General features: G+C 49.5%; 17 protein-coding genes. 2 read left to right on the top strand and 15 right to left on the bottom strand.

Annotated elements, in window-relative coordinates; all coding sequences use genetic code 11:
• Nucleotides 1–162: 162 nt before the first annotated feature.
• The 12 genes from nagA to OCV62_RS17270 all read right to left on the bottom strand — a co-directional run bounded on the left by nagA (nucleotide 163) and on the right by OCV62_RS17270 (nucleotide 16,822).
• Nucleotides 163–1,302, bottom strand: coding sequence for an N-acetylglucosamine-6-phosphate deacetylase (nagA, locus tag OCV62_RS17215; protein WP_118497238.1), 1,140 nt, complete (start codon nucleotides 1,300–1,302; stop codon nucleotides 163–165).
• Between the two features lie 112 nt (nucleotides 1,303–1,414).
• Entirely contained in the window at nucleotides 1,415–2,140 is a 726-nt protein-coding gene (nagB, locus tag OCV62_RS17220) for a glucosamine-6-phosphate deaminase (protein WP_021915611.1), read from the bottom strand.
• Nucleotides 2,141–2,531: 391 nt separating this feature from the next.
• Complete coding sequence (locus OCV62_RS17225) at nucleotides 2,532–3,998, bottom strand: PTS transporter subunit EIIC (protein ID WP_021915610.1); 1,467 nt, start codon at nucleotides 3,996–3,998, stop codon at nucleotides 2,532–2,534.
• Between the two features lie 130 nt (nucleotides 3,999–4,128).
• A complete protein-coding gene (locus OCV62_RS17230) occupies nucleotides 4,129–4,386 on the bottom strand; it encodes an HPr family phosphocarrier protein (protein WP_117962302.1) in 258 nt (85 codons plus the stop codon).
• Between the two features lie 121 nt (nucleotides 4,387–4,507).
• On the bottom strand, nucleotides 4,508–6,124 hold the full coding sequence (ptsP, locus tag OCV62_RS17235) for a phosphoenolpyruvate--protein phosphotransferase (protein ID WP_262588228.1): 1,617 nt from the start codon (nucleotides 6,122–6,124) through the stop codon (nucleotides 4,508–4,510).
• Nucleotides 6,125–6,145: 21 nt separating this feature from the next.
• Nucleotides 6,146–6,637 carry a PTS sugar transporter subunit IIA gene (locus OCV62_RS17240; protein WP_021915607.1) on the bottom strand — a complete coding sequence of 164 codons (492 nt, stop codon included), beginning with the start codon at nucleotides 6,635–6,637 and terminating at the stop codon, nucleotides 6,146–6,148.
• Nucleotides 6,624–7,541, bottom strand: coding sequence for a PRD domain-containing protein (locus tag OCV62_RS17245; protein ID WP_262588204.1), 918 nt, complete (start codon nucleotides 7,539–7,541; stop codon nucleotides 6,624–6,626). The genes OCV62_RS17240 and OCV62_RS17245 overlap by 14 nt, the downstream gene beginning before the upstream one ends.
• Nucleotides 7,542–7,898: 357 nt before the next feature.
• Nucleotides 7,899–9,704: an oligoendopeptidase F gene (gene pepF / locus OCV62_RS17250; RefSeq protein ID WP_262588206.1), complete on the bottom strand. Its 1,806-nt coding sequence runs from the start codon at nucleotides 9,702–9,704 to the stop codon at nucleotides 7,899–7,901.
• A 206-nt stretch (nucleotides 9,705–9,910) separates the two neighbouring features.
• Entirely contained in the window at nucleotides 9,911–12,136 is a 2,226-nt protein-coding gene (locus OCV62_RS17255) for an alpha-galactosidase (protein WP_262588208.1), read from the bottom strand.
• 161 nt (nucleotides 12,137–12,297) lie between these two features.
• Nucleotides 12,298–14,142 carry an ABC transporter ATP-binding protein gene (locus OCV62_RS17260; protein WP_262588210.1) on the bottom strand — a complete coding sequence of 615 codons (1,845 nt, stop codon included), beginning with the start codon at nucleotides 14,140–14,142 and terminating at the stop codon, nucleotides 12,298–12,300.
• Nucleotides 14,139–16,334: an ABC transporter ATP-binding protein gene (locus OCV62_RS17265; RefSeq protein ID WP_262588212.1), complete on the bottom strand. Its 2,196-nt coding sequence runs from the start codon at nucleotides 16,332–16,334 to the stop codon at nucleotides 14,139–14,141. Before OCV62_RS17265 ends, OCV62_RS17260 begins: the two co-directional genes overlap by 4 nt.
• 8 nt (nucleotides 16,335–16,342) lie before the next feature.
• Nucleotides 16,343–16,822: a MarR family winged helix-turn-helix transcriptional regulator gene (locus OCV62_RS17270; protein ID WP_262588213.1), complete on the bottom strand. Its 480-nt coding sequence runs from the start codon at nucleotides 16,820–16,822 to the stop codon at nucleotides 16,343–16,345.
• Nucleotides 16,823–17,172: 350 nt separating this feature from the next.
• Between OCV62_RS17270 and OCV62_RS17275 the strand changes: the two genes are divergently transcribed.
• Together OCV62_RS17275 and OCV62_RS17280 are read left to right on the top strand one after the other, a co-directional pair.
• Entirely contained in the window at nucleotides 17,173–18,072 is a 900-nt protein-coding gene (locus OCV62_RS17275) for a YitT family protein (protein WP_021915599.1), read from the top strand.
• A 102-nt stretch (nucleotides 18,073–18,174) separates the two neighbouring features.
• Entirely contained in the window at nucleotides 18,175–19,311 is a 1,137-nt protein-coding gene (locus OCV62_RS17280; RefSeq protein WP_262588216.1) for a S66 family peptidase, read from the top strand.
• A gap of 42 nt (nucleotides 19,312–19,353) precedes the next feature.
• On the opposite strand, the gene OCV62_RS17285 is transcribed toward OCV62_RS17280, so the two are convergent.
• The 3 genes from OCV62_RS17285 to OCV62_RS17295 form a co-directional block, all read right to left on the bottom strand.
• A complete protein-coding gene (locus OCV62_RS17285; protein WP_262588218.1) occupies nucleotides 19,354–20,646 on the bottom strand; it encodes a homoserine dehydrogenase in 1,293 nt (430 codons plus the stop codon).
• Nucleotides 20,647–20,809: 163 nt separating this feature from the next.
• Nucleotides 20,810–21,019 (bottom strand): hypothetical protein, encoded by a 210-nt coding sequence (locus OCV62_RS17290; protein WP_021915596.1) that lies wholly within the window; start codon nucleotides 21,017–21,019, stop codon nucleotides 20,810–20,812.
• A gap of 146 nt (nucleotides 21,020–21,165) precedes the next feature.
• Nucleotides 21,166–22,035: a phosphoribosylaminoimidazolesuccinocarboxamide synthase gene (locus tag OCV62_RS17295; protein ID WP_021915595.1), complete on the bottom strand. Its 870-nt coding sequence runs from the start codon at nucleotides 22,033–22,035 to the stop codon at nucleotides 21,166–21,168.
• Nucleotides 22,036–22,136 lie beyond the last annotated feature (101 nt).

Consider the following 22,136-nt stretch of genomic DNA (forward strand, 5'->3'; position numbering starts at 1 on the left):
TCTGCTTGTTGTGCCCGCCTCCGTGCGGGCCTTTTTCAATTCAAGAGAGCGCCGTAGGCGGTCTTTCCTATAAAGTAAAAAATGAATGTGCCTTGGCACATTCCCGCGCCGAGGCGCGGTTGCTTCGGCAACCATCTACCCTTGCGCCGAGTGCGATATTTTTTATAACATTGCAATTCCTTTACAATAGGTCTGTGCAACCGCATAATCGTCTTCCAGAACAACGATATCCGCATCATAGCCGGCAGTTAATTTACCCTTCCGGTCATCTACCCGAAGAACACGGGCAGGGTTGATCGTGCAGGAATTTAAAGCTGCATCGAAGGGAACCATCGCCTCTTCCACAAGAATCCGCAGACCCTTGTTGATATTTAAGGTGCTTCCGGCGATCGTATCGGTTCCTTTTAATCTTGCCAGACCATCCTCTCCGATTTCAATCGGATGACCACCAAGCTCATAATTGCCGCCGGGCGGGCAGTGCTTTGCACGCAGGGAATCACTGATCATAATGGAATAATCTCTTCCTTTTGCGGTGAAGAAGTTATTCAGTGCAGCCAGATGGGAATGACAGCCGTCACAGATGATCTCACCGTAAATATCGCGGACGCGCAGCGCGGTTCCGACCAGTCCGGGCTTTCTATGATGATAAGGCGTCATGCCGTTGTATACATGTGTCATGCTCATCGCGCCATTGGCGATTCCCATCAGCGCCTGCTCATACGACGCGCTGGAATGTCCCATGCTGACTACTACACCGTTCTGGCTGCAGTATTTTGTCAGAGCAAATTCCGGATCGTGCTCAGGAGCCATCGTGATATATTTGATCATGCCATGTGCGGCTTCCTGATACATTTTAAACTGTTCTACGGTCGGTTTTGCAATCGCTTCCGGGGGCTGTGCACCCTTGTATTCCATATCCAGATAAGGTCCTTCGAAATGGATCCCCAGAATCTCTGCACCCTCGTAGCCTTCTTCCACAACCTTTGCGACATTTGCAACCGCTTTGGTCAGAACCTCCGGCATCTGCGTTACGGTTGTCGGAAGAATTGAGGTAACGCCTTCTTCCGGAATCCGTCTCATCCAGTCGCGCAGACCTTCCGGCTCGCCGTCATTGGTATCGAATCCATAAGCACCATGCGTATGCACGTCAATAAAACCGGGAACAATCCGCTTATTGCCGTAATCCACATCTGCAGTCTTTGTCCCAAAAGGATATACGTTTACGATTTTTCCATCGGCTGTTTCCAGCTGAGCAGGAACAAACTGTCCTGCCAGCCAAACTCTTCTGCTCTGTAAAACCATGGCCTCCTGCCTCCTTCTTTGGCAAATCAAACGTTCAGAAAGCCTCCTGCAGGCAACCCTGCATCGGCTTTCTGATTTTTGACCCTGTTATCATTTTCAGCAACAGAATGCATTAAAGTGCGGACAGAGCGTCCTCATCTGCGATCAGAACAAAGTTCGGATGCAGCTGCAGAATAGAAGCCGGAACCTGAGGTGTGATCGGTCCGAAGAAGGATTTCTTTAAAATCTCTGCTTTATCTTTGCCGCTGACAACCATCAGGACGCATTTTGCACGCATGATCGTAGCAATACCCATGGTGTAAGCCTGACGCGGAACTTCGTCGATGGAGTTAAAGAAACGCTTGTTTGCTTCGATAGTCATCTCTGTTAAATCTACGCAGTGAGTCTCTTTGTCGAACTCGTCGTTAGGCTCGTTGAAGCCAATGTGTCCATCATGTCCAAGACCCAGCAGCTGCAGATCAACACCGCCCATGGATGCGATCACTTTATTGTATTCCTCACAGGCTTTCTGACTGTCAGGCTCTGTGCCATCCGGCAGATGGGTGTTTGCAGGATCAATATTTACATGAGAAAACAGATTGTCATGCATGAAGTAGTAATAGCTCTGCTCGTTCTCCTTGGGCAGGCCCTTGTACTCATCCAGGTTTACACTTCTTACGTTGGAGAAATCGTAGTCGCCATTTTCATAGCCAGCTACCAGATTTTTGTATGTGCCGATCGGTGTGGAACCGGTTGCCAGACCCAGTACGCAGTCAGGCTTGTTGATGATCAGTGCACCAATATAGTTTGCAGCTTTTCTGCTCATATCGTTATAATCTTTGGTTTTGATAATTCTCATATCGCTTATTCTCCCGTTTCTGATAATATATTTTGTGCCGGAACCTCTCCGGCTACTCTATTCATTCTAATACATCCCGACTTTTTTCTCAATTGTTTTAAAAAAATAATTGTCCCAGGTTCACTCATAAGATTACAGTTCACACGCGCCTGGGCTGTGTCGGGAAACCAAATGTGCAGATCCTGCGGCTGTAAAACACCAGAAGGTACGCTTTACAAACATTCCGCTGTTTTGAAAAAGAATCGGAAGCCCCTCTTGCGAGGAGCCTCCGATGTGCCAGGTTTTTCGTGCCGCAGGGCACTGTCAATATTTAATTTCCTGTATCTATCGAATGGAGGGCTTTTCCCTTCGATAAGAATGTAAACGATAATTCCTGTACTGTAAAAATGTTTTACAGCATCTTCTGGATTTCGTCTGCTACAAACTGAACCTTGGTTCCGACGATAACCTGAACATTGTTCTTGTTGGGGCGGATAACGCCTGCAACGCCTGCAGATTTGATCTTCTTCTCGTCAACCTTGGTGTAATCCTTGATTTCGAAACGAAGTCTGGTAATGCAGTTATCCAGGCTGACAACGTTATCCTTGCCGCCGATACCTTCCAGCACGATCTCACCAACCTTGGTGTAGTCGTTATTTGCCAGAACAACCTGCTTTTCAGCTTCTGTATCATCATCCTCACGACCAGGAGTCTTCAGATCAAACTTCACGATCGCGAAACGGAATACCAGATAGAATACAACGAATGCTGCAATGCCCAGAGGAATGATCATCCAGGTATTTGCTGCTGCCGGCAGGGATGCAGAGAACAGAAGGTCTGTTGCGCCTGCGGAGAAGGAGAAGCCTGCACGGAAGCCAACTAAAACAGTGATTACGGTGAAGATGCCGTACAGCAGAGCGTATACAACATACAGACCGGGTGCAAGGAACATGAATGCGAATTCAAAAGGCTCGGTAACGCCGCAGATGAATGCACACAGAGCTGCGGAACCAACCAGACCGATTGCAACTTTCTTCTTCGTGCTCTTTGCAGTCTGGATCATAGCCAGCGCTGCACCGGGAACACCAAACATCATACAAGGGAAGAAACCGGACATGTACATACCAAGGCTCCAGCTTACGTCTGCGCTGGTCTCACCTGCCCAGAAGTGGGACAGATCGCCAAGGCCGATGGTGTCAAACCAGAATACGTTGTTCAATGCATGATGCAGACCAACAGGGATCAGCAGACGGTTTAAGAATGCGTAGATACCTGCACCTACAGCGTCAAGGCCTACAATACCCTCACCAAGAGCTACCAGACCACCGAAGATCAGAGGCCATACAAACAGCAGCACTGCAGAAACAACGATGGAAATAACGCCTGCGATGATCGCTACACAACGTTTGCCAGAGAAGAATGCCAGCCAATCAGGCAGCTTCGTACTCTTAAACTTGTTGTAGCAGGTAGAACCGATCACACCAGCTAAAATACCGATGAAAGGGTTCGCGATTTTTCCAAATGCCAGCATAGCGCTTTCTTTTTCTGCCATAGAAGGCATGATGGTTGTAACCACGCCTGTGGAAAGCAGAGTTGTCATCATCAGCCAGGAAGCCAGAGCTGCCAGGCCGCCGGTGCCGTCATTTTTATCGGACATGCCGACACCAACACCGATAACGAACAGGATCGCAATGTTATCGATCAAAGCTCCGCCTGCTTTTACCAGGAAGAATCCCAGTGTCTGAGCAAAGCCAACTACGTCACCACCCTGCATGGTGGACGGACAAAGTAAATAACCGATACCCATCAGGATACCGCAAATGGGAAGGCAAGCTACCGGAAGCATTAAAGCCTTACCAAGTTTCTGTAACCATTTCATAAAAGTTACCCCCTTCTTGTTTAATACAATGCAGATTCTTTCTGCACTGTGGTTTCCGCCCTGGCCGCGGATTTATTCATAAAGGTACACACCTTAACGAATACTTTGGAAAACTGTCAGCGTTATCGATTTATAAATTTTCTTTTAAAAACGCTTCCAGCGCTGCTGCGCAGGCTTCTTCATCCTCTCCTTCTACAGTAAAGGAAAGTGTATGCTCTTTCTTTGCGCCCAGCATCATCAGGGACATGATCTTCTTTGCATCTCCCTTTTTTGCGCCGCTTTCTACCGTAACGGTGCTTTTAAACTTTGCGGCTTCCTTTGCCAAGAGCCCTGCCGGTCTTGCATGAAGACCGAGCTCATCCTGAATTGTGTAAGAAAACTGTGTCATGTTCTGTTCCTCCTGTGGTCACTTCTTATTCTCTTTGCAGTGCCGCTTCAGAAATTTATGTGCGGCATTGCTTTTATTCATGACAATAGAATACTCGCAGAGCGCATGCATTCTATTATTTTCAAATTTCCCGAATCGCCTTGCGAAGCCCCAGTACATAGGTCGGGGAAACGGACAATTCGTCAATCCCCATATCCACAAAGGTCTTTGTCAGCGTCGTATCTGCTCCAAGTTCTCCGCAGATGCCGACCCACGCACCGCCTTTATGGCCATTTTCGATCGTCATCCGGATCATCCGAAGCACTGCAGGATGATGGGAATCATAAATGGTATCAAGGCTCTGGTTCTGACGGTCGATCGCCAAAGTGTACTGCGTCAGGTCGTTTGTACCGATACTGAAGAAGGATACTTCCTTTGCCAGCTCTTCACTGATCATGACTGCTGCAGGTGTCTCTACCATAATACCCAATTCAACTGGTGCAATCTCAATTCCTGCCGCTGTCAGCTCTGCCTTAACCTCTTCCACGATCTCTTTGATTCGAAGGATCTCTTTGACTGAGATAATCATCGGGAACATGATGGCTGCAGTACCATAAACGGACGCTCTGTAAATTGCACGGAGCTGTGTTTTAAACACGTCAATCCGATCCAAACAGATACGGATCGCACGATAGCCCATCGCTGGATTTTCTTCTTTTGGAAGCTTGAAGTAATCCACCTGCTTGTCCGCTCCGATATCAAGTGTACGGATGATAACTTTTTTGCCTTCCATCCGGCTCAATACTTCTTTGTAAATTTCAAACTGCTCTTCCTCGGAAGGATAGTCTTCCCGTCCGAGATACAAAAATTCGCTTCTGAAAAGTCCGATACCGCCTGCATCATTTAAAAGCACCTTATCCACATCTTCCGGGCTTCCGATATTCGCATAAACGTTAATCTTTCGACCGTCTCTTGTCACATTATCGAGTCCGATCAGCTTTTCAAGCTCCGCACGTTCTCTGCCGCAGGCTTCCTTTTTCTGAACTAATTCTGCAAGCACAGCCTCTTCCGGATCCAGATAAAGCTTTCCATCCAGACCATCTACAACTGCATCCATGCCGTGGTATTCTTTTAACAGCTCCACATCGGTCTGCACCAATGCCGGAATATTCATCGAACGTGCCAGAATCGCTGTATGGGAATTTGCTGAACCGTTGCGGGTTACAAATGCGAGAATCTTACTTTTATCAAGAGAAACCGTCTCACTCGGAGTCAGATCATCTGCCAGTAAGATCACCGGCTCCTCTGAAGCAATGCTGCCGTCCCCGATGCCTGCCAGGATACGGATCACACGTCCGGAAATATCTTTGACATCTGCGCTGCGCGCTTTCATATACTCATCATCCATGGAAGCAAATACTGCTGCGAACTGCTCTCCTGTGGTATGCACTGCATATTCTGCATTGACCTTTTCGCTCCGGATCAGTCCGGTGATCGCATCAAGATAATCACCATCATCCAGCATCATCTTATGCACATCGAAGATCATCGCCTGCTCTTCGCCTGCTTCTGCAAGCGCTTTTTCATATAAGTCATCCAACTGTCCGATGGCAGTCTCCTTAGCTGCTTCGAACCGGGCAACCTCTGCCTCTGCATCAGCAACCTGCTTCTGCTCCAGGACATATTCCTGCTTTTCATAAAGGTAAATTTTTCCGATCGCAATTCCCTTCAGAACGCTTTTCCCCTGACAAACTACCATTTCATCATCCTCTTTGAACATTTATTTTGCAGGATGCAGCTTCATAACCGCATCTGTTGTTTCCACGTCCTTGCCGGTAAAGGTTTCTACCTGCTCATATGCATCAGAATTGCAAATGATCATCGGTGTGATCGTTTCTCTTCCACTCGCTTTGATCTTGTCCAGATCTGCAACGACAAGCAGATCGCCCTTTTTCACATCCTGACCCTCTTTTACCTTCTGTTCAAAGGGCTCACCTTTTAATTCTACAGTATCCAGACCGATATGGATCAGAATTTCTGCACCATCTGCAGTCGTAATGCCTACCGCATGACCGGTCGGAAATACGGTACTGATCTTGCCGTCTGCCGGAGCGTAAACATGTCCGTCCTGCGGGATCACAGCAATGCCCTTACCGAGGATTTCCTCAGCGAAGGTCGGATCCGGAACCTCCTTAATGCTGACACATTTTCCCTTCATCGGTGCTGTAAGCTCAATCCCTTTATCCTTTTTAAAACGATCAAAAAATCCCATTTTTCTTTCCTTCCTTTTTTTTGATATCTGCATATTTCAGCTGGACTGCGAGATAGATCACTTCCTCCTCCGTCATCTTGCAGGAAACCACGGATTCTATATAGTCTCTCATCGCTCTGGCCAGCTCATACTCATTTCTGTAATTTGCCCTGACAAATTCGTTAAAGCGAGCATCCTCTGTAATCCAGCCCTCTTTGTTCTGGATCAACCGGTTCAGCATAAATTTCAGATTCGTGATCAACCGGTCCTCATAAACCAGGTCTTCCGGAAAATGGTAATCTGCCCGAATCATTCCGATCAGGTGACGGATTATCTCCGTCATAATCTGAGTATCTCTCAGGCGCATCCCGCCAAATTCACTGTTGACCAGATGAAACGCGATCGATGCAGCCTCATCCTCCGGCAGTCTCACTTTGATCCGCTCTTCGATCAGATCGAGGGCATGACAGCCAATCTGGAATTCTTCCGGATAAAATCTGCGGATTTCGCTGTAAAGCGCATTTTCAAACAGCATGCCGTCCTTAAACCGTCTCAGTGCGAAATCGATATGGTCGGTCAGCGCAAGATAAACGTTTTGGTTGAGCTGCATGGAAAGATGACTCTTCGCATAGGAAATAATCTCATCTGAAACCTGCACGCATTCCATTGGCATATTGGCAAGCAGCTCCTGAAACCGTGCCTGTAAATCCGGACTTCCCAGATGAAAAATCTTCTCCACCTGTGCAGCCTTGATCTCCTGACCGCTTTTTTTCTGGAAGCCGATGCCCCTGCCCATCGCCACGATCTCCCGTCCCTGATCATCCAGCGCGGAGATCACATTGTTATTGATTACCCTTTCTATCCTCATGCCCCGCTCCTGAAATGCCAGCCCATGCGCAACAATCAACTGTCCGGTATCCCACATGGCCTTGCAGATTCTTTAGAAACAAAAAACCAAATTTTATAAACCAGTTCTGCAGAAATATATAATATCTGAAAAACTAATTTATAAAACTTGGTTTTGCCTGCCTGCCAGTAACAATCCAATTTATCTTATCGTGCTGTCGTACCAACTGACCTTAGTATACTGAACATCCATTCAGAAGTCAACCTTTATTTTTCATTTTGTCTTATTTTGTCCTTTTATTTTTTATTTTAGCATCCAGATTGCACAATCCGCCGGACCTTTCTTTTCCAGAAGTGTCCGGCGGAATCGTCATTTCTTCTTATTATATCCTATTTTTAGGACATCTCATTAAACAATTCTGATTTTTGTCCAACATCATGCTTCCATCAATGCTTCCATCTCGTCAAGCAGGCTGTCAAACAGCTTCAGTGCGCGGTGTACCGGCTCTGCGGTGCGCATATCAACGCCAGCGCCCTGCAGCAGGGAAATCGGATCTTTGGAGCAGCCGCCGGACAGGAAGTTTAAGTAATCCTTCACCGCAGGCTCGCCTTCGCTCAAAATCCGTTCAGACAGCGCCATCGCAGCGGAAAAGCCCGTCGAATACTGGAACACATAATAGTTGTAATAAAAATGCGGAATTCTCGCCCATTCGCGGTCGATTAAGTCATCCACAACAACCGCATCCCCATAATAGAATACGTTTAAGTCGTGGTAAATTTTGTTCAGGCCCTCTGCCGTTAAGCTGCCGCCGTTTTGTACCAGCTCGTTGATCTTTAACTCGAACTCTGCAAACATCGTCTGGCGGTACAGAGTCGTACGGAACTGCTCGAGGAAATAGTTGATCAGGTACGCTCTGGTCTTTTTGTCCTGCGTTTTTTTCAGCAGATGCTGCATCAGAAGCGACTCATTGCAGGTAGATGCGACTTCCGCAACGAAAATTACATACTCTCTGTCCACAGGCTCCTGATTTTTGGTGGAAAGATAGGAGTGCATCGCATGTCCCATCTCGTGCGCCAGCGTGAACTCGGAATCCAGCGTGCCCTTGTAATTTAAAAGCACATACGGATGCACAATCTGTCCTGCGCTGTACGCACCGCCGCGCTTGCCCTTGTTTTCGTAAACGTCGATCCAGCGGCTTTCAAAGCCGTGCTTTAACACTTCCCCGTACTCTTTTCCGAGAACGGCAGTCGCATCCAGCACTTCCTCCTTCGCTTTTTCAAACGGAATCTTCACATCCGCATCCGCAACGAGGGAGGTATAAAGATCGTACATATGAAGCTCATCCGTCTTCATCAGCTTTTTGCGCAGACGCATATAACGATGCAGGATGCCGATGTCCTCATGAACGGCTTCGATCAGGTTATGATAGACTTCCACAGGCACGTTGGTCGCATCCAGTGAAGCGTGCAGGGCGTCCGGATATTTGCGCGCCTTTGCAAAGAATTTCAGCTGGCTGACCTGCGCGTTCAGCAGTCCTGCTGCCGTATTTAACACCTTGCCATAGCCGCCGTAAAGGGATTCAAACGCCGCTTTTCTCACATTTCGATCCGGGCTCTGCATCAGCGGGATAAAGCTTCCGCCGGTCACTTCCAGCTCTTCTTCGTTGCTGCCTTTTATCGGGTCAAAGGTCAGGTCTGCATTTACCAAAGACGAATAAACCGTTCCGGGCGCCTGCGCCATCTCCCCTGCATCTGCCAGTATCTTTTCCAGCTCCGGCGATAAAATATGATCCTTGCATCTGCGCACTTCATTGATGCTTCTGCGATACTTTAACAGCTCCGCCTTTTCTGCATAAAATGCTTCCAGCTTTTCCTCCGGAATGCTCAGAATTTCCGGGTCTGCAAAGGAAATCAGACCGCTGCATTCCACATATAAGCCCATCGCGCGCGCAGACAGCGTCTGTCCTGCCGCGTCCGCCGTATCCTGATCCTTGACGCGGGACGCATAACCGTAAATTTCGCTCAGCATGCAGTCGAGCTTTTCTGTCAGAGCCGACCAGTCATACAGCGCCTGTGCGCTCTCACCCAGCCGTCCGGCATATTCTGCCGCTTCCTCTGCGACCTTTTTCGCCGCCGCAAAATCCTTTTCCCAGTCCTCTACAGTCGCATACATGTCCTCGATCGCCCAGGTGTCCTCTTTCTTTACCTGGCTGCGCATCGGAATCTTCTGATTTTCTTCCATGTCAAATCCCCTTTTCTGAAATCGCTTATTCCGTTTGAAAAAGTCTTACTTTTCCAAACGCCTGTGCCTATTATAAGGGACATGCGAAGAAACCGCAAGCGCTGTAGCGGCAAAGGCCGTTTTGTGAATAAAACAATAGAATGCACGCTCTGCGAGCATTCTATTGTCATGAATCAAAAGATTTTCGAAAAGTAGAAACGTCCGGCTCACAGCTTTTTCAGAGAAATCTGCCATGCTGCGTAATCGGAATCCGCGCCCGGGAGCCGCAGTCCGCCACGCATCAGCGCAGCTCCTGTCAGCACCAGCTTTTGCATCCTGTCTTTTTTATCCCCTTTTAAATCTGTCAGGCTCACTTCATAGGAAGCATCGCTGCACAGTCCTCTCGGATAGACAAACTTCGCCGCGCAGTTGGTCTGCACATGCTGGTAAACCGCACTGATCAGCGCTTTGGATGCGTCCTTTGCTGCCATTTCCCATACGACACAGTTATTGTCCTGCGGGCTTGTCAGACGAAAATAACTGCCATCCGAAATCAGGTCGTAATACTGCTTGAACACCTCGATCTGGCGCTTTACCTCGACCTTTTCTTCCTCCGTCATCTTGTTTAAATCCAGCTCGTAGCCAAACGTGCCCGCCATCGCCACGCAGCCTCTTGTCGCAAGCGGCGTCACTCTGCCGGTCTGGTGGTTCGGCACTGCGGAAACATGCGCGCCCATTGTCGAAACCGGATAGCCAAACGACGTGCCGTACTGAATCTGCAGGCGCTCGATCGCATCCGTATCGTCGCTGCACCAGATCTGCGGGGAATAATAGAGCATCCCGGCATCAAACCGTCCGCCGCCTCCGCTGCAGCCCTCCAGTAAAAGGTGCGGATAGGCCGAAAGCATACCGTCCAGTACACGGTATAAGCCCAGCATGAACCGGTGCGCCATCTCGCCCTGCTTTTCGGCAGGCAGGGATGTAGAATATTTATCGCAGATGCTTCGATTGAAATCCCACTTCACATAGCTGATCGGTGCGCTTGCAAGCACGCTGCAGAGCCGTTCCAGGATGTAATCCTGTACATCTTTTCTGGAAAAATCGAGAATCATCTGATGTCTGCTCAGATTCGGCTTTCTGCCCGGAATCTTTACCGCCCAGTCAGGATGTGCCCGGTACAGATCGCTGTCCTCCGAAATGCATTCCGGCTCGAACCAGATGCCGAACTTCATTCCAAGTCCAACAATACGGTCTCCCAGCTCCTTTAAGCTGCAGCCCAGCTTCTTTTCATTCGGGAACCAGTCGCCCAGACCGGAACGGTCGTCGTCACGCTTTCCAAACCATCCGTCGTCCATGACGAACAACTCGACGCCAAGCTCTGCCGCATCCTTTGCGATCGAAACGAGCTTGTCCCCGGTAAAGTCAAAGTAAGTGCCCTCCCAGTTGTTAATCAACACAGGTCGGCGCTTGTTTTTCCATTCGCCCCGGCAGATGTGCTCCCGGATGACCTGATGGAAATTATGGCTCAGCTTTCCAAAGCCCTCGGACGAGCAGCTCAAAATCACCTCCGGCGTATCAAAGCTCTCGCCCGGCTCCAGCGTCCACGCAAAGTCGTCCGGATGGATGCCGCAGATCAGACGGGTCTGATCGATCTGGTCTTTTTCTGTTTCCATTAAAAATTCGCCGCTGTATACAAAAGATACACCGTAGCAGAGCCCTTTTGTCTCGTTTGTATCCTTTTCACATACGACTGCAAACGGGTTGTAGTGATGGCTGGATGCGCCTCTCACACTGCCGATCGCAGAAATACCGTGCGCAATCGGAGTGCGCTGCAGGGTGCGCTCCATCGCATGCTTTCCATAAAAGGTCAGCCATTCATAGTCGCCGGACAGCCAGTCCAGACACATGCTGGCAGCCTTTAACAGGACAACTTTACCCATTGTCCGGTTCACAACTTTCACAGCCCTTGTAATGATGTCCAGTTCTTCCAGAACGCCATACTGTAAAAGCACTTCCAGTCCGCTTTCCGGATCCCGCAAAAGGATGCCGAGGGTTTCCGCTTCTGTTTCATCCGCATAAACAGCCGGCAAGCCCGGAATGCTGTATTTTCCTCTGGAAAGCTCATATCCGGCATAACAAAGCGTTACCGCCTGGCTCCCGTTTTCATTTCTGACGCGCAGGGCACTGATCCGGTAATCCCCCGTTCCGAAACAGCTGTACTCCTGCGGCGCAAGATCTGAGGAAAGTCTGTCGTCAGCACAGGAAGTTTCATACGCATAGCCGGAAAATCCGCGGTCATCCGGCGGAATCCGGTAAGAAAGATCGGAATTGTCCGTCTTTTCCCCGTAATAGGTATGTAGCAGCATGCCGTAGGCATCCACTTTCATCTGATACGTCGTATTTTTGGTCTGCAGCGTAAAAGTACGCTGCTTTTCATCTGCATAAACCGCCATGGCAAATCCCCTCCTGTTTTTTTCTTAAGGCAGAACGTCCATCGAATGTACCTTCTGCTCCGTTTTATGCCTGATTGTGCCATCGGTTTTTATTTTACCATATCCCGCCTTCTGTCTGCAATCCATCCTTTGATCCCTGCCAAAAAACTTTTTACAAATCCTTATGCTGTTTTTTCGAACTGGGAATTATACAGCTGCGCGTAAAATCCGCCCTTCGCAAGCAGTTCTTCGTGCGTGCCCTGCTCTGCAATATCTCCGTCCTTCATGACCAGAATCACATCCGCGTCCCGGATCGTCGAAAGTCGGTGGGCAATGACAAAGCTCGTTCTGCCCTTCATCAGGTTATTCATCGCTTTCTGGATCTGGATTTCTGTTCTCGTATCGACGGAGCTGGTCGCCTCGTCCAGAATCAAGATCGGATTGTCAGCAAGAATTGCACGTGCAATCGTCAAAAGCTGTTTCTGTCCCTGCGAAACGTTGGTCGCGTCTTCATTTAACTCCATCTGATAACCGCCCGGCAGCGTCCGGATGAAATGATCCGCATGCGCCGCTTTTGCCGCCGCGATGACTTCCTCATCTGTTGCATCCAGCCGTCCGTAACGGATATTTTCCATAATGGTTCCCTGGAACAGCCAGGTATCCTGCAGTACCATGCCAAACATTTCACGCAGCTGTCCTCTGTTGAAATTCCGGATATCGTGTCCATCCAGGCAGATTCTGCCGCTGTTTACGTCATAGAAACGCATCAGCAGCTTGACCATTGTCGTCTTTCCGGCGCCGGTCGGTCCAACAATCGCAACCATCTGCCCCGGTTTTACTTCACAGGAGAAATCCTGAATAACGATTTTATCCGGTGTATAGCCAAACCGTACATGCTCAAAGCTTACGGCACCGGTCAGATGATCCATTGATACCGGATGCTCAACGGTCTGCTCTTCCTCTTCCTCGTCCAGGAATTCAAAAACACGCTCTGCGGCAGCCGCTGCGGACTGCAGCATGTTTGAAACCTGTGCAATCTGTGTGATCGGCTGTGTGAAATTTTTCACATACTGGATAAACGCCTGGATATCGCCGACCTCGATCGTGCCGTTTACCGCCAGAACACTTCCCAGTACTGCAACCGCAACATAGCCGAGGTTTCCGACAAAGGTCATGATCGGCTGCATCAGACCGGAAATAAACTGGGATTTCCACGCGGATTCATACAGTCTGTCGTTTGTCCGGGAAAACGTTTCCTCCACCGCTTCTTCGCGGTTGAACGCCCGGATGACCATATGACCGCTGTAGGTTTCCTCTACCTGTCCATTTATTTCACCGAGACAGCTCTGCTGCTCCACGAAATATTTCTGGGAATGTTTGACCACAAATCCGATCAAACCGCCGGAAATTGGCAGAATCACCAGTGCGATCAGCGTCATCAGAGGACTGATCGACAGCATCATAATCAACACGCCGATCATCGTCGCAATCGAGGTAATTAACTGGGTCACGCTTTGGTTTAAGCTCTGTCCCAGCGTATCGACATCGTTCGTGATTCTCGAAAGCACTTCTCCGACCGTTCTGGATTCGAAATATTTCATCGGCATCCGGTTGATTTTTTCGGAAATTTCCTTTCGCATCCGATAACACAGCTTCTGCGTCACGCCGGTCATCAGCCAGCCCTGAATGAAGTTAAACACTGCGCTGATACAGTAAATTCCAAGCAGCAGCAACAAAATCCTGCCGATTTTTTCAAAATCAATACCGCCGGTACCGCTCACCTTTGCGACCAGACCGTTGAACAGCTCTGTTGTCACCTTACTGAGCACTTTTGGTCCGATAATATTAAATACCGTACTTCCGATTGCAAATAAGATTACGACGCCGAGCACAATCCGATAGCTTCCAAGGTAGGCAAACAGCTTTTGGATCGTTCCCGTAAAATTCTTTGCCTTTTCCCCGGGCATCATTCCCCTGCCCGGTCCGTGTCCCATCATTGGACGCTTTTTATTTTGCTCCTGACTCATTCTGCCATGCCTCCTTTCAGCTCGCTTTCCGACAGCTGCGAGCGTGCAATTTCCTGATAGGCGCTGCAGTTTTTCATCAGCTCTTCATGGGTTCCTTTCCCAACGATTTTTCCGTCCTCCAGAACGAGAATCTGCTCCGCATTCATGATTGTACTGATTCTCTGCGCAACGATCAGCACCGTCGCGTCCGCGGCCTGTTCGTGCAGCGCCTTTCGAAGCGCTGCGTCCGTTTTGTAATCCAACGCAGAAAAGCTGTCGTCAAACAGATATACCTTCGGATGCTTTGCAATGACCCTGGCAATCGCAAGACGCTGCTTCTGTCCACCGGACACGTTACTGCCTCCCTGCGCAACCGGACTATCATAGCCTTCCGGCTTTGCATCGATAAACTCGGTTGCCTGCGCTGTCTGCGCCGCTTCCTTCATCGTTTCGTCGCTGATTTCATCTTCTCCTGCGAGCTTGATATTGGAAGCGATCGTCCCGGAAAAGAGCACGCCCTTCTGGGGAACCAGTCCCATCACTTCCCGTAATTTATGCTGGCTCAAATTTCGAATGTCCACACCGTCCAGCGTAATTTTTCCTTCCGTCACATCGTAAAATCTCGGGATCAGCTGAATCAGCGTTGATTTGCCGCAGCCTGTGCTTCCGATTACAGCGGTCGTCTGTCCGGGTTTTGCCGTAAAGCTGATATGCCCCAGTACGTCCCCCTCTGCCCCGGGATATTTAAAGCTTACGTCCTCAAACCTCAGTTCTCCCCTGCACTGCGTCAGCTTTTCATCCTCCGTTTTTTTTGCATCCACAATGCTGCTGTCCGTCCGCAAAATTTCCTCAATTCGGTCTGCTGCCACACCTGCACGCGGAAGCATGACGGAAACCATCGTAATCATCAAAAAGGACATGACGATCTGCATCGTATAGGTCATAAACGCCATCATATCGCCAACCTGCAGGTTTCCGGCGTCGATTCCCTTTGCACCGAACCACACGATCATGACGGTAACGCAGTTCATAATCAGCATCATCGCCGGCATCATAAAGGTCATGACGCGGTTGGTGAACAGCTGCGTTTTCATCAGGTTCCGGTTCGCTTCATCAAACCGTTTTTCTTCGAATTTTTCTCTGGAAAATGCACGGATAACCGAAAGCCCAGTCAAAATTTCCCTGGAAACCAGGTTCATCCGGTCCACTAATTTCTGCATCAGCTTGAATTTCGGCATTGCAACGCTCACCAGGATCAGTACAACCGCCATAATGACCGCTACCGCAAGCCCAATAATCCACGCCATGCCCGTTTTTGTGCCAACCACCTTCAAAACACCGCCGATTCCGAGGATCGGGGCATAGCTTATCATCCGAAGCAGCATGACCGCGACCATCTGTACCTGCTGAATATCGTTCGTGCTTCTCGTAATCAGGGATGCTGTCGAAAACCGATGCATTTCTCCACTGGAAAACGACAACACTTTGCCAAATACCTGACCACGCAGATTTTTACCGATCGATGCCGCAACGCGGGACGCAAGGAAACTGACTGCAATCGCGCACACTGCCATCAGCAGCGTAAAGCCGAGCATTTTTCCGCCCGTTTTTAAAAGATATGCGATCTGGATGCTGCCCGGGTCTTTACCCAGCGCTTCATATTCCTCTTTCACAAATAAAATCGCCTTCTGGTTCAACAGGGAATCACTCATATCGCCCAGCTGGTCTGTGATCGTCTCCCGCAGCGAAAGCAGCTGCTCCTCGGAGAGAGAGCCGTTTTGCAGCGCTTGGAGAAGCTGAAGCTGCTCCTTGGTGGGCGCCGCTGCATCTGCTCCGTCATTCAGCGCGGTCTCCGCACTTTCGTCCATCGCAGACAGCATCACCATCGGCATCCGGAACGCATCGTTTAACGCTTCCAGATCCGCCATTTTATTCGTTGTCCGCTCGTAAGTACCGTCCTCTGCCTGTTCATAGCAGGAAGCGGTCAGCTCTTTTTCCCCTTCTGTCATTAAATTCTGCAGGCTGCCCCAGGTCTCCTCCCGCATCCACTCGGGCGCAGCATAAGTGATACCGCCCTGCTGAATTCCGACGTCCACGATATCCGATGTATACTGCGGCAGTGCCAGATCACAGTACGCCTGCACGATCAGCAGAAGTACAATGGCCAGCACTGATTTTTTACATTGTTTTAAATAGCTCAGTAGCCGAAACATTTTCTGTTCTATTCCTCCATTCCATCCACATTCCTGAATGCTGCAATTTCTGTTTCCAGTACATCTCCGAACCGTTCCCACTGTTTAATCAGCTCACGGAATCTGCCTTCGCCCATTCTTTCTACAACTCGCTGGGCAAACACTTCCATAATGCCGTGTCCCTGATCTCTTCTTTCCTGTCCGGTCTCCGTCAGCGAAACATAGCTGCTTCTTCGGTCTTTCGGGTCAATACTGCGCACGCACAGCCCTTTTTCCTCCATGCCACGGAGCAGTCTGGAAAGTGCCGACGGTAATATTTCCATTTTTTTCTGCAGATCGGAAATCGCTGCGCCGTAAATTGCATCGTGCTGCGCACTCAGCTTATGAATCATCTCCAGCACTGCAAATTCCATATTTCCAACTCCGGGATGCAGTACAGAATAATCCATCCTCCGAAACCTGCACATGACATGCTCAAATTCTCTCGCCAGTTTTAACGCGTCATCCATTTCTCCTCCTGTATCAAAGCGCCTGCAGTGCAAAGAGCTCACCCAAAGCGCCGATTTTCCCTGTCTATTTTTTTCATTAACATTGATAATATTTAACATTGTTAATTACGTTGGCCTATTCTACTCTTCTATCTACAGAAATACAATAAAAATTCCATAAACTTTTCATAAAAAATCACACAATCTGCCTGCCTTGACTTTTTTTCTCTCCTATGCCACAATTTTTCTATCTGGCAGGCTAAAGCAGGCACGTTTTTTGCGGTCTGCATCCGGGCAGCTTCCTTGCCCGGAATATTTTTTCTAATCTGAATCATCCTTACTATAACGGTTTTTCCGGGAAAGAGGTTCTTATGAAATTTTTTTCGTCCACTCACTATACGCCGCAGCAGCTGCAGAATATCGCGATCGATTTATTCTGCGACATCCTCGGCAGCATCCTTTCCGCGATCGGCATCTATACCTTTGCAAAGCTCGCAAGCTTCGCGCCTGGCGGTATCTCCGGCGTCGCCCTGATTTTGAACCACCTGTGGAACCTGCCGATCGGTACAACCTCCCTCGTCATCAACATTCCCCTGATTTTGCTCAGTTACAGGATTGTCGGGCGTAAATTTATGATCAAATCCATCCGCACGATTCTGATCAATACCTTTTTTCTGGATTTCGTCTTTCCGCTCACGCCTGCCTATGACGGCAATCCTATGCTCGCTGCGCTTTTTTCCGGCGTATTTTTCGGCTGCGGTCTTGCGCTGATCTACATGAGAGGCTCGTCTACCGGCGGTACGGACTTCCTTACTATGTCCATCAAAGCGCTGCACCCGCACCTTTCTATCGGCGCTGTCACGATGGCAATCGACCTCGTCATCATCCTGATTGGCTGGCCTGTTTATGGTAATCCCGACGCAGTTTTATATGGACTTATTTCTACGTTTGTAACCTCGACCGTCATCGATAAAATCATGTACGGCACGAGCGCCGGAAAGCTCGCCATCATCATCACGACGCAGGGACCTGCCATGGCAACGCATATCGACGAGGTCTGCGCAAGAGGATCGACGCTGATCCGCGCAAAAGGTTCTTATACCACGACCGAGCGCCAGGTACTGCTCTGTGCCTGCTCCAAGGCCGAAGCGTACAAGGTTCGCCGCGCCGCACATCAGACCGATCCGGACGCATTTGTCATGATTACGGAAACCAGCGAGGTCTTCGGAGAAGGCTTTATCGATCCAACCGATAACGTAAAAATACAATAGAATGCTGCAGAATGCTGCGCATTCTATTGTCAGAAATAAATCGGAGGCGAGGGCAGCAGCTGCCTTCGCCTCCTCAGAAAGAGAAAGGAACAGAACATCCCTATGAAATTTCCCAAATTTTTACCGGACGGCGGCACGATCGGCTTTGTCGCCCCTTCCTTTGGCTGTGCAACCTCCCCTTATCAGGAAACGTTTGAACACGCCCAGAAACGCTTCATCGAGCTTGGCTACCGGCTTGACCTCGGACCAAACTGCTATGAAAGCAGCGGCGTCGGCATCAGCAACACCCCCGAAAAATGCGCGCAGGAGCTGATGGATTATTATGTAAAATCCGACAACGACTGTCTGATTTCCTGCGGAGGCGGCGAACTGATGTGCGAAATTCTTCCATATATGGATTTTGACCGCCTTGCGAAAGCCGATCCCAAATGGTACATGGGCTATTCCGACAACACGAATATGACCTATCTTCTCGCAACCCTTGCAGATACCGCCTCCATCTACGGTCCCTGTGCCGGCGCTTTTGGCATGGAGCTGTGGCATCCCGCTATTTCCGATGCCTTCCACCTGCTGACAGGGCGCGCACAGACCGTATCCGGCTACCCCCTCTGGGAAAAGGAAGCCTTAAAAGATGAAACGAATCCCCTTGCGCCCTATCATGTGACTGAGCCGCGCGTCCTGCGCTGCTACGGGACGGAGTATGCACAGAGGACTAACGGCACAACGCATTTGTACAACGACCAGTTAAACAGCGACCCGCAGCTTGCGGGCGGTAACCTACAGACAGGCGCTGTATCGCCAGCCTCTGCCCCAAGCTTTCACGTCTCCGGCAGACTCCTCGGCGGCTGCATGGATTGTCTCGTCAATCTGACCGGAACCCGTTTCGATAAAACGAAGGACTTTATCGAGCGCTACAAAGAGGATGGCATCATCTGGTTTCTTGAAGCCTGCGATTTGAACGTCTTCTCTATCCGCAGAGCCATGTGGCAAATGGAACAGGCTGGCTGGTTCGAACACGTCAAAGCCTTCCTGATCGGTCGCCCGCTGTGCTTCGGACAGGACATGATGGGCCTCGATTCATATCAGGCGGTACTGCCCGTCGCACTTTCCCACCATGTCCCGGTAATTATGGACGTCGATCTCGGACATCTTCCACCAATGATGCCGCTGATCGTCGGCAGCCTCGCTGACGTGACTGTTTCCGGAAACGATATTCGAATCGACATGCAGCTGCGCTGACGATAAAACAAGCCGAACGCGTTATTTCATGCCGGGCACACCTTAATTCCCGTATACCCGGATCACGCCGGACACTTCTTTTAACACCGACATGCCTTTTAAGATGCTGAGCGCATCGTTAAAATGTTTTTCCCGCACCGGGTCGGTGATGATGACAAGCTCTGCAACGCCGTCATGGCTGCGCTTCTGCACGACCTGCGCGATGCTCACGTCGTTATTGCCCAAAATCCCGGCAATGTTGGCGAGCGCGCCGGGCTTGTCCGTTACCTGAATCCGTAGGAAAAACCGACTGACCGTATCCTCTGCGGATTTCACCGGAAGATTCCGGTAGCAGCCATAACCGATCTTGCCGCAGGAATGGTGCAGAATGTTTCGCATCACGTCGATTACATCGCCCATCACTGCGCTCGCTGTCGGTAGCTGTCCTGCGCCGCGCCCCATAAACATCGCGTCGTCGCAGGCTTCCCCGTGGATAAATACCGCATTGAACGAATCCCGGACAGTTGAAAGCGGATGCTGCTCCGGCAAAAGCATCGGATGTACTTTAACCTCTACGCCGCCTTCTGTCAGCCTCGTCATGCCGATCAGCTTGATCACATAGCCAAATTCCTTCGCATAGCGGATATCCTCCGCCGTGATGTGTGTAATACCTTCGGTATACACCTGGGAAAAGGTCACGTTGGAGTTAAACGCGATCGATGCCATAATCGCCACCTTGCGTCCTGCATCGTAGCCTTCCACATCCGCAGTCGGATCGCTCTCTGCATAGCCGAGCTTTGTCGCAAGGGCAAGTGCCTCTTCGTAGCCCATCCCATCCTCCGTCATCCGCGTCAGGATATAGTTGGTCGTCCCGTTGACAATGCCCATCACTTCTGTCAGTTCGCTGGCTACCAGGCTCTGGCGCAGCGGACGGATGATCGGAATTGCACCTGCAACCGCCGCTTCGAAATGCAGGTCACATTTTCCGGCTTCCGCCGCATCGAACAGCTGTTCTCCATATTCTGCGAGCAAATCCTTATTCGCCGTTACAACCTGTTTGCCTGCGCGGAGCGCTTCCTCCAGCCAGGTCAGCGCCGGCCGAATTCCTCCCATCACCTCAATCACGATTTCGATCTGGGGATCGTTTAAAATCTCGTCCCAACGATCTATCAGAAGCTCAGACGGAATGCCTTCCCGCGCTTTTGTCGTATCGCGCACCAGAATTTTATCCACCACCAGGCGCGCGCCCGTTTTGGAAATGATCTCTTCCTCCAGATCCTTTACCAGTTTATAAACGCCGCTGCCCACGGTTCCTGCCCCAAGCAGTGCTGCATGAATGATTCTCTCCTGTCCCATCACCATTTCCTCCATCTCTATCCAAATTCCTCTGCAATGCAATCCTCGCGGAGTATTTTTATCGTATAGAAAGGAAGTTGCCTATACGATAAAAAAACAGGGAACAGGTATTGACTGCCTGTTCCCCTATTCCAAACTGCGGGTTCGCAGTCTGGGCATATTCTTACTTTAAGCTGGAAATTACATCCGCAACAGATTTGCCGGACTCCTTGATCGCTGCATACAGAGTCTGCAGATCAGCCTGTTCTTTTACTTTAGCAAGTTCCTTTTTTCGTGTCTTGAGTGCCTTTAAAGTTTCCTCAGTTTTGGAAATTTCGCTGTCCAGGTAGGTCAGTTCTTCTTCATAGGTCATGTTTTTCTTTCTTCTTGCCATAGTTGACGCATCCTCCAATGAAATAATTTCATATAAAAAGGATAGCACGAAAAAAACAGGATGTCCAGCATATCCTTTCTATTTCCGATCGTTTGTGTGATGCCGTTTGTCTGTGCTCGCTATTTTGCAAAGCATACCTAAGCTGTTTACAGCTGCTTACCGGTCAGCATCTCATATGCCTGCAGATATTTTGCAATCGTCTTGTCTACGATCTCCTGAGGCAGTGTCCAGTCGTTATCCGGGTTGGCTTTGAGCCAGTCGCGGGCAAACTGCTTGTCAAAAGAAGGCTGAGAATGTCCGGGTTCATAGCCTTCCGCAGGCCAGAAACGAGAGCTGTCGGGTGTCAGCATTTCATCGCCGATCACCATGTTGCCATCCTCGTCCAGACCAAACTCAAACTTGGTATCCGCAATGATGATACCCTTGCTCAGTGCGTACTCTGCACATTTCTTGTACAGGGCGATGGTGTTGTCACGAAGCTGTTCTGCAAGCTCCTGCCCTCTGCCAGGGAAATATTTTTCCAGATGCGTAACGCTCTGCTCAAAGGAAATATTTTCGTCGTGATCGCCGATTTCCGCTTTGGTGGAGGGAGTGTAAATAGGCTCAGGCAGCTTATCGGATTCTTTTAAGCCCTCCGGCAGACGAATGCCGCATACCGTGCCGTTTTCCTTGTAGCTTGCCCAACCACTGCCGGTGATATAGCCGCGCACGATGCACTCAATGGGAAGCATCTGAAGCTTTTTACACATCATGGACTTGCCTTCATACTTCTCCTGCTGGAAAAACTCCGGCATATCCTTGGTATCTACAGAAATCATGTGGTTAGGAAGAATATCCTGTGTCATATCGAACCAGAACTTGGACATCTGAGTCAGGACGGTTCCCTTTTTCGTTACCTCATTATGTAAGATCACATCAAAACAGCTGATACGGTCTGTGGCAACCATAATCAGGCTTTCGCCGTTGTCATAAATCTCACGAACTTTTCCTTCTTTGATCGGTTTTAATTCCTGCATGTTTTTCTCCTCATCTTCGCATGTGCGTCATTTTTTCAATGCAAAGTAAAAGTAACACCATCTACACGGCATTGTCAAGATGCTGCGAAATGAAAACCGAA

The sequence above is a fragment of the Gallintestinimicrobium propionicum genome, assembly GCF_025567525.1.
GTDB lineage: Bacteria > Bacillota > Clostridia > Lachnospirales > Lachnospiraceae > Gallintestinimicrobium > Gallintestinimicrobium propionicum.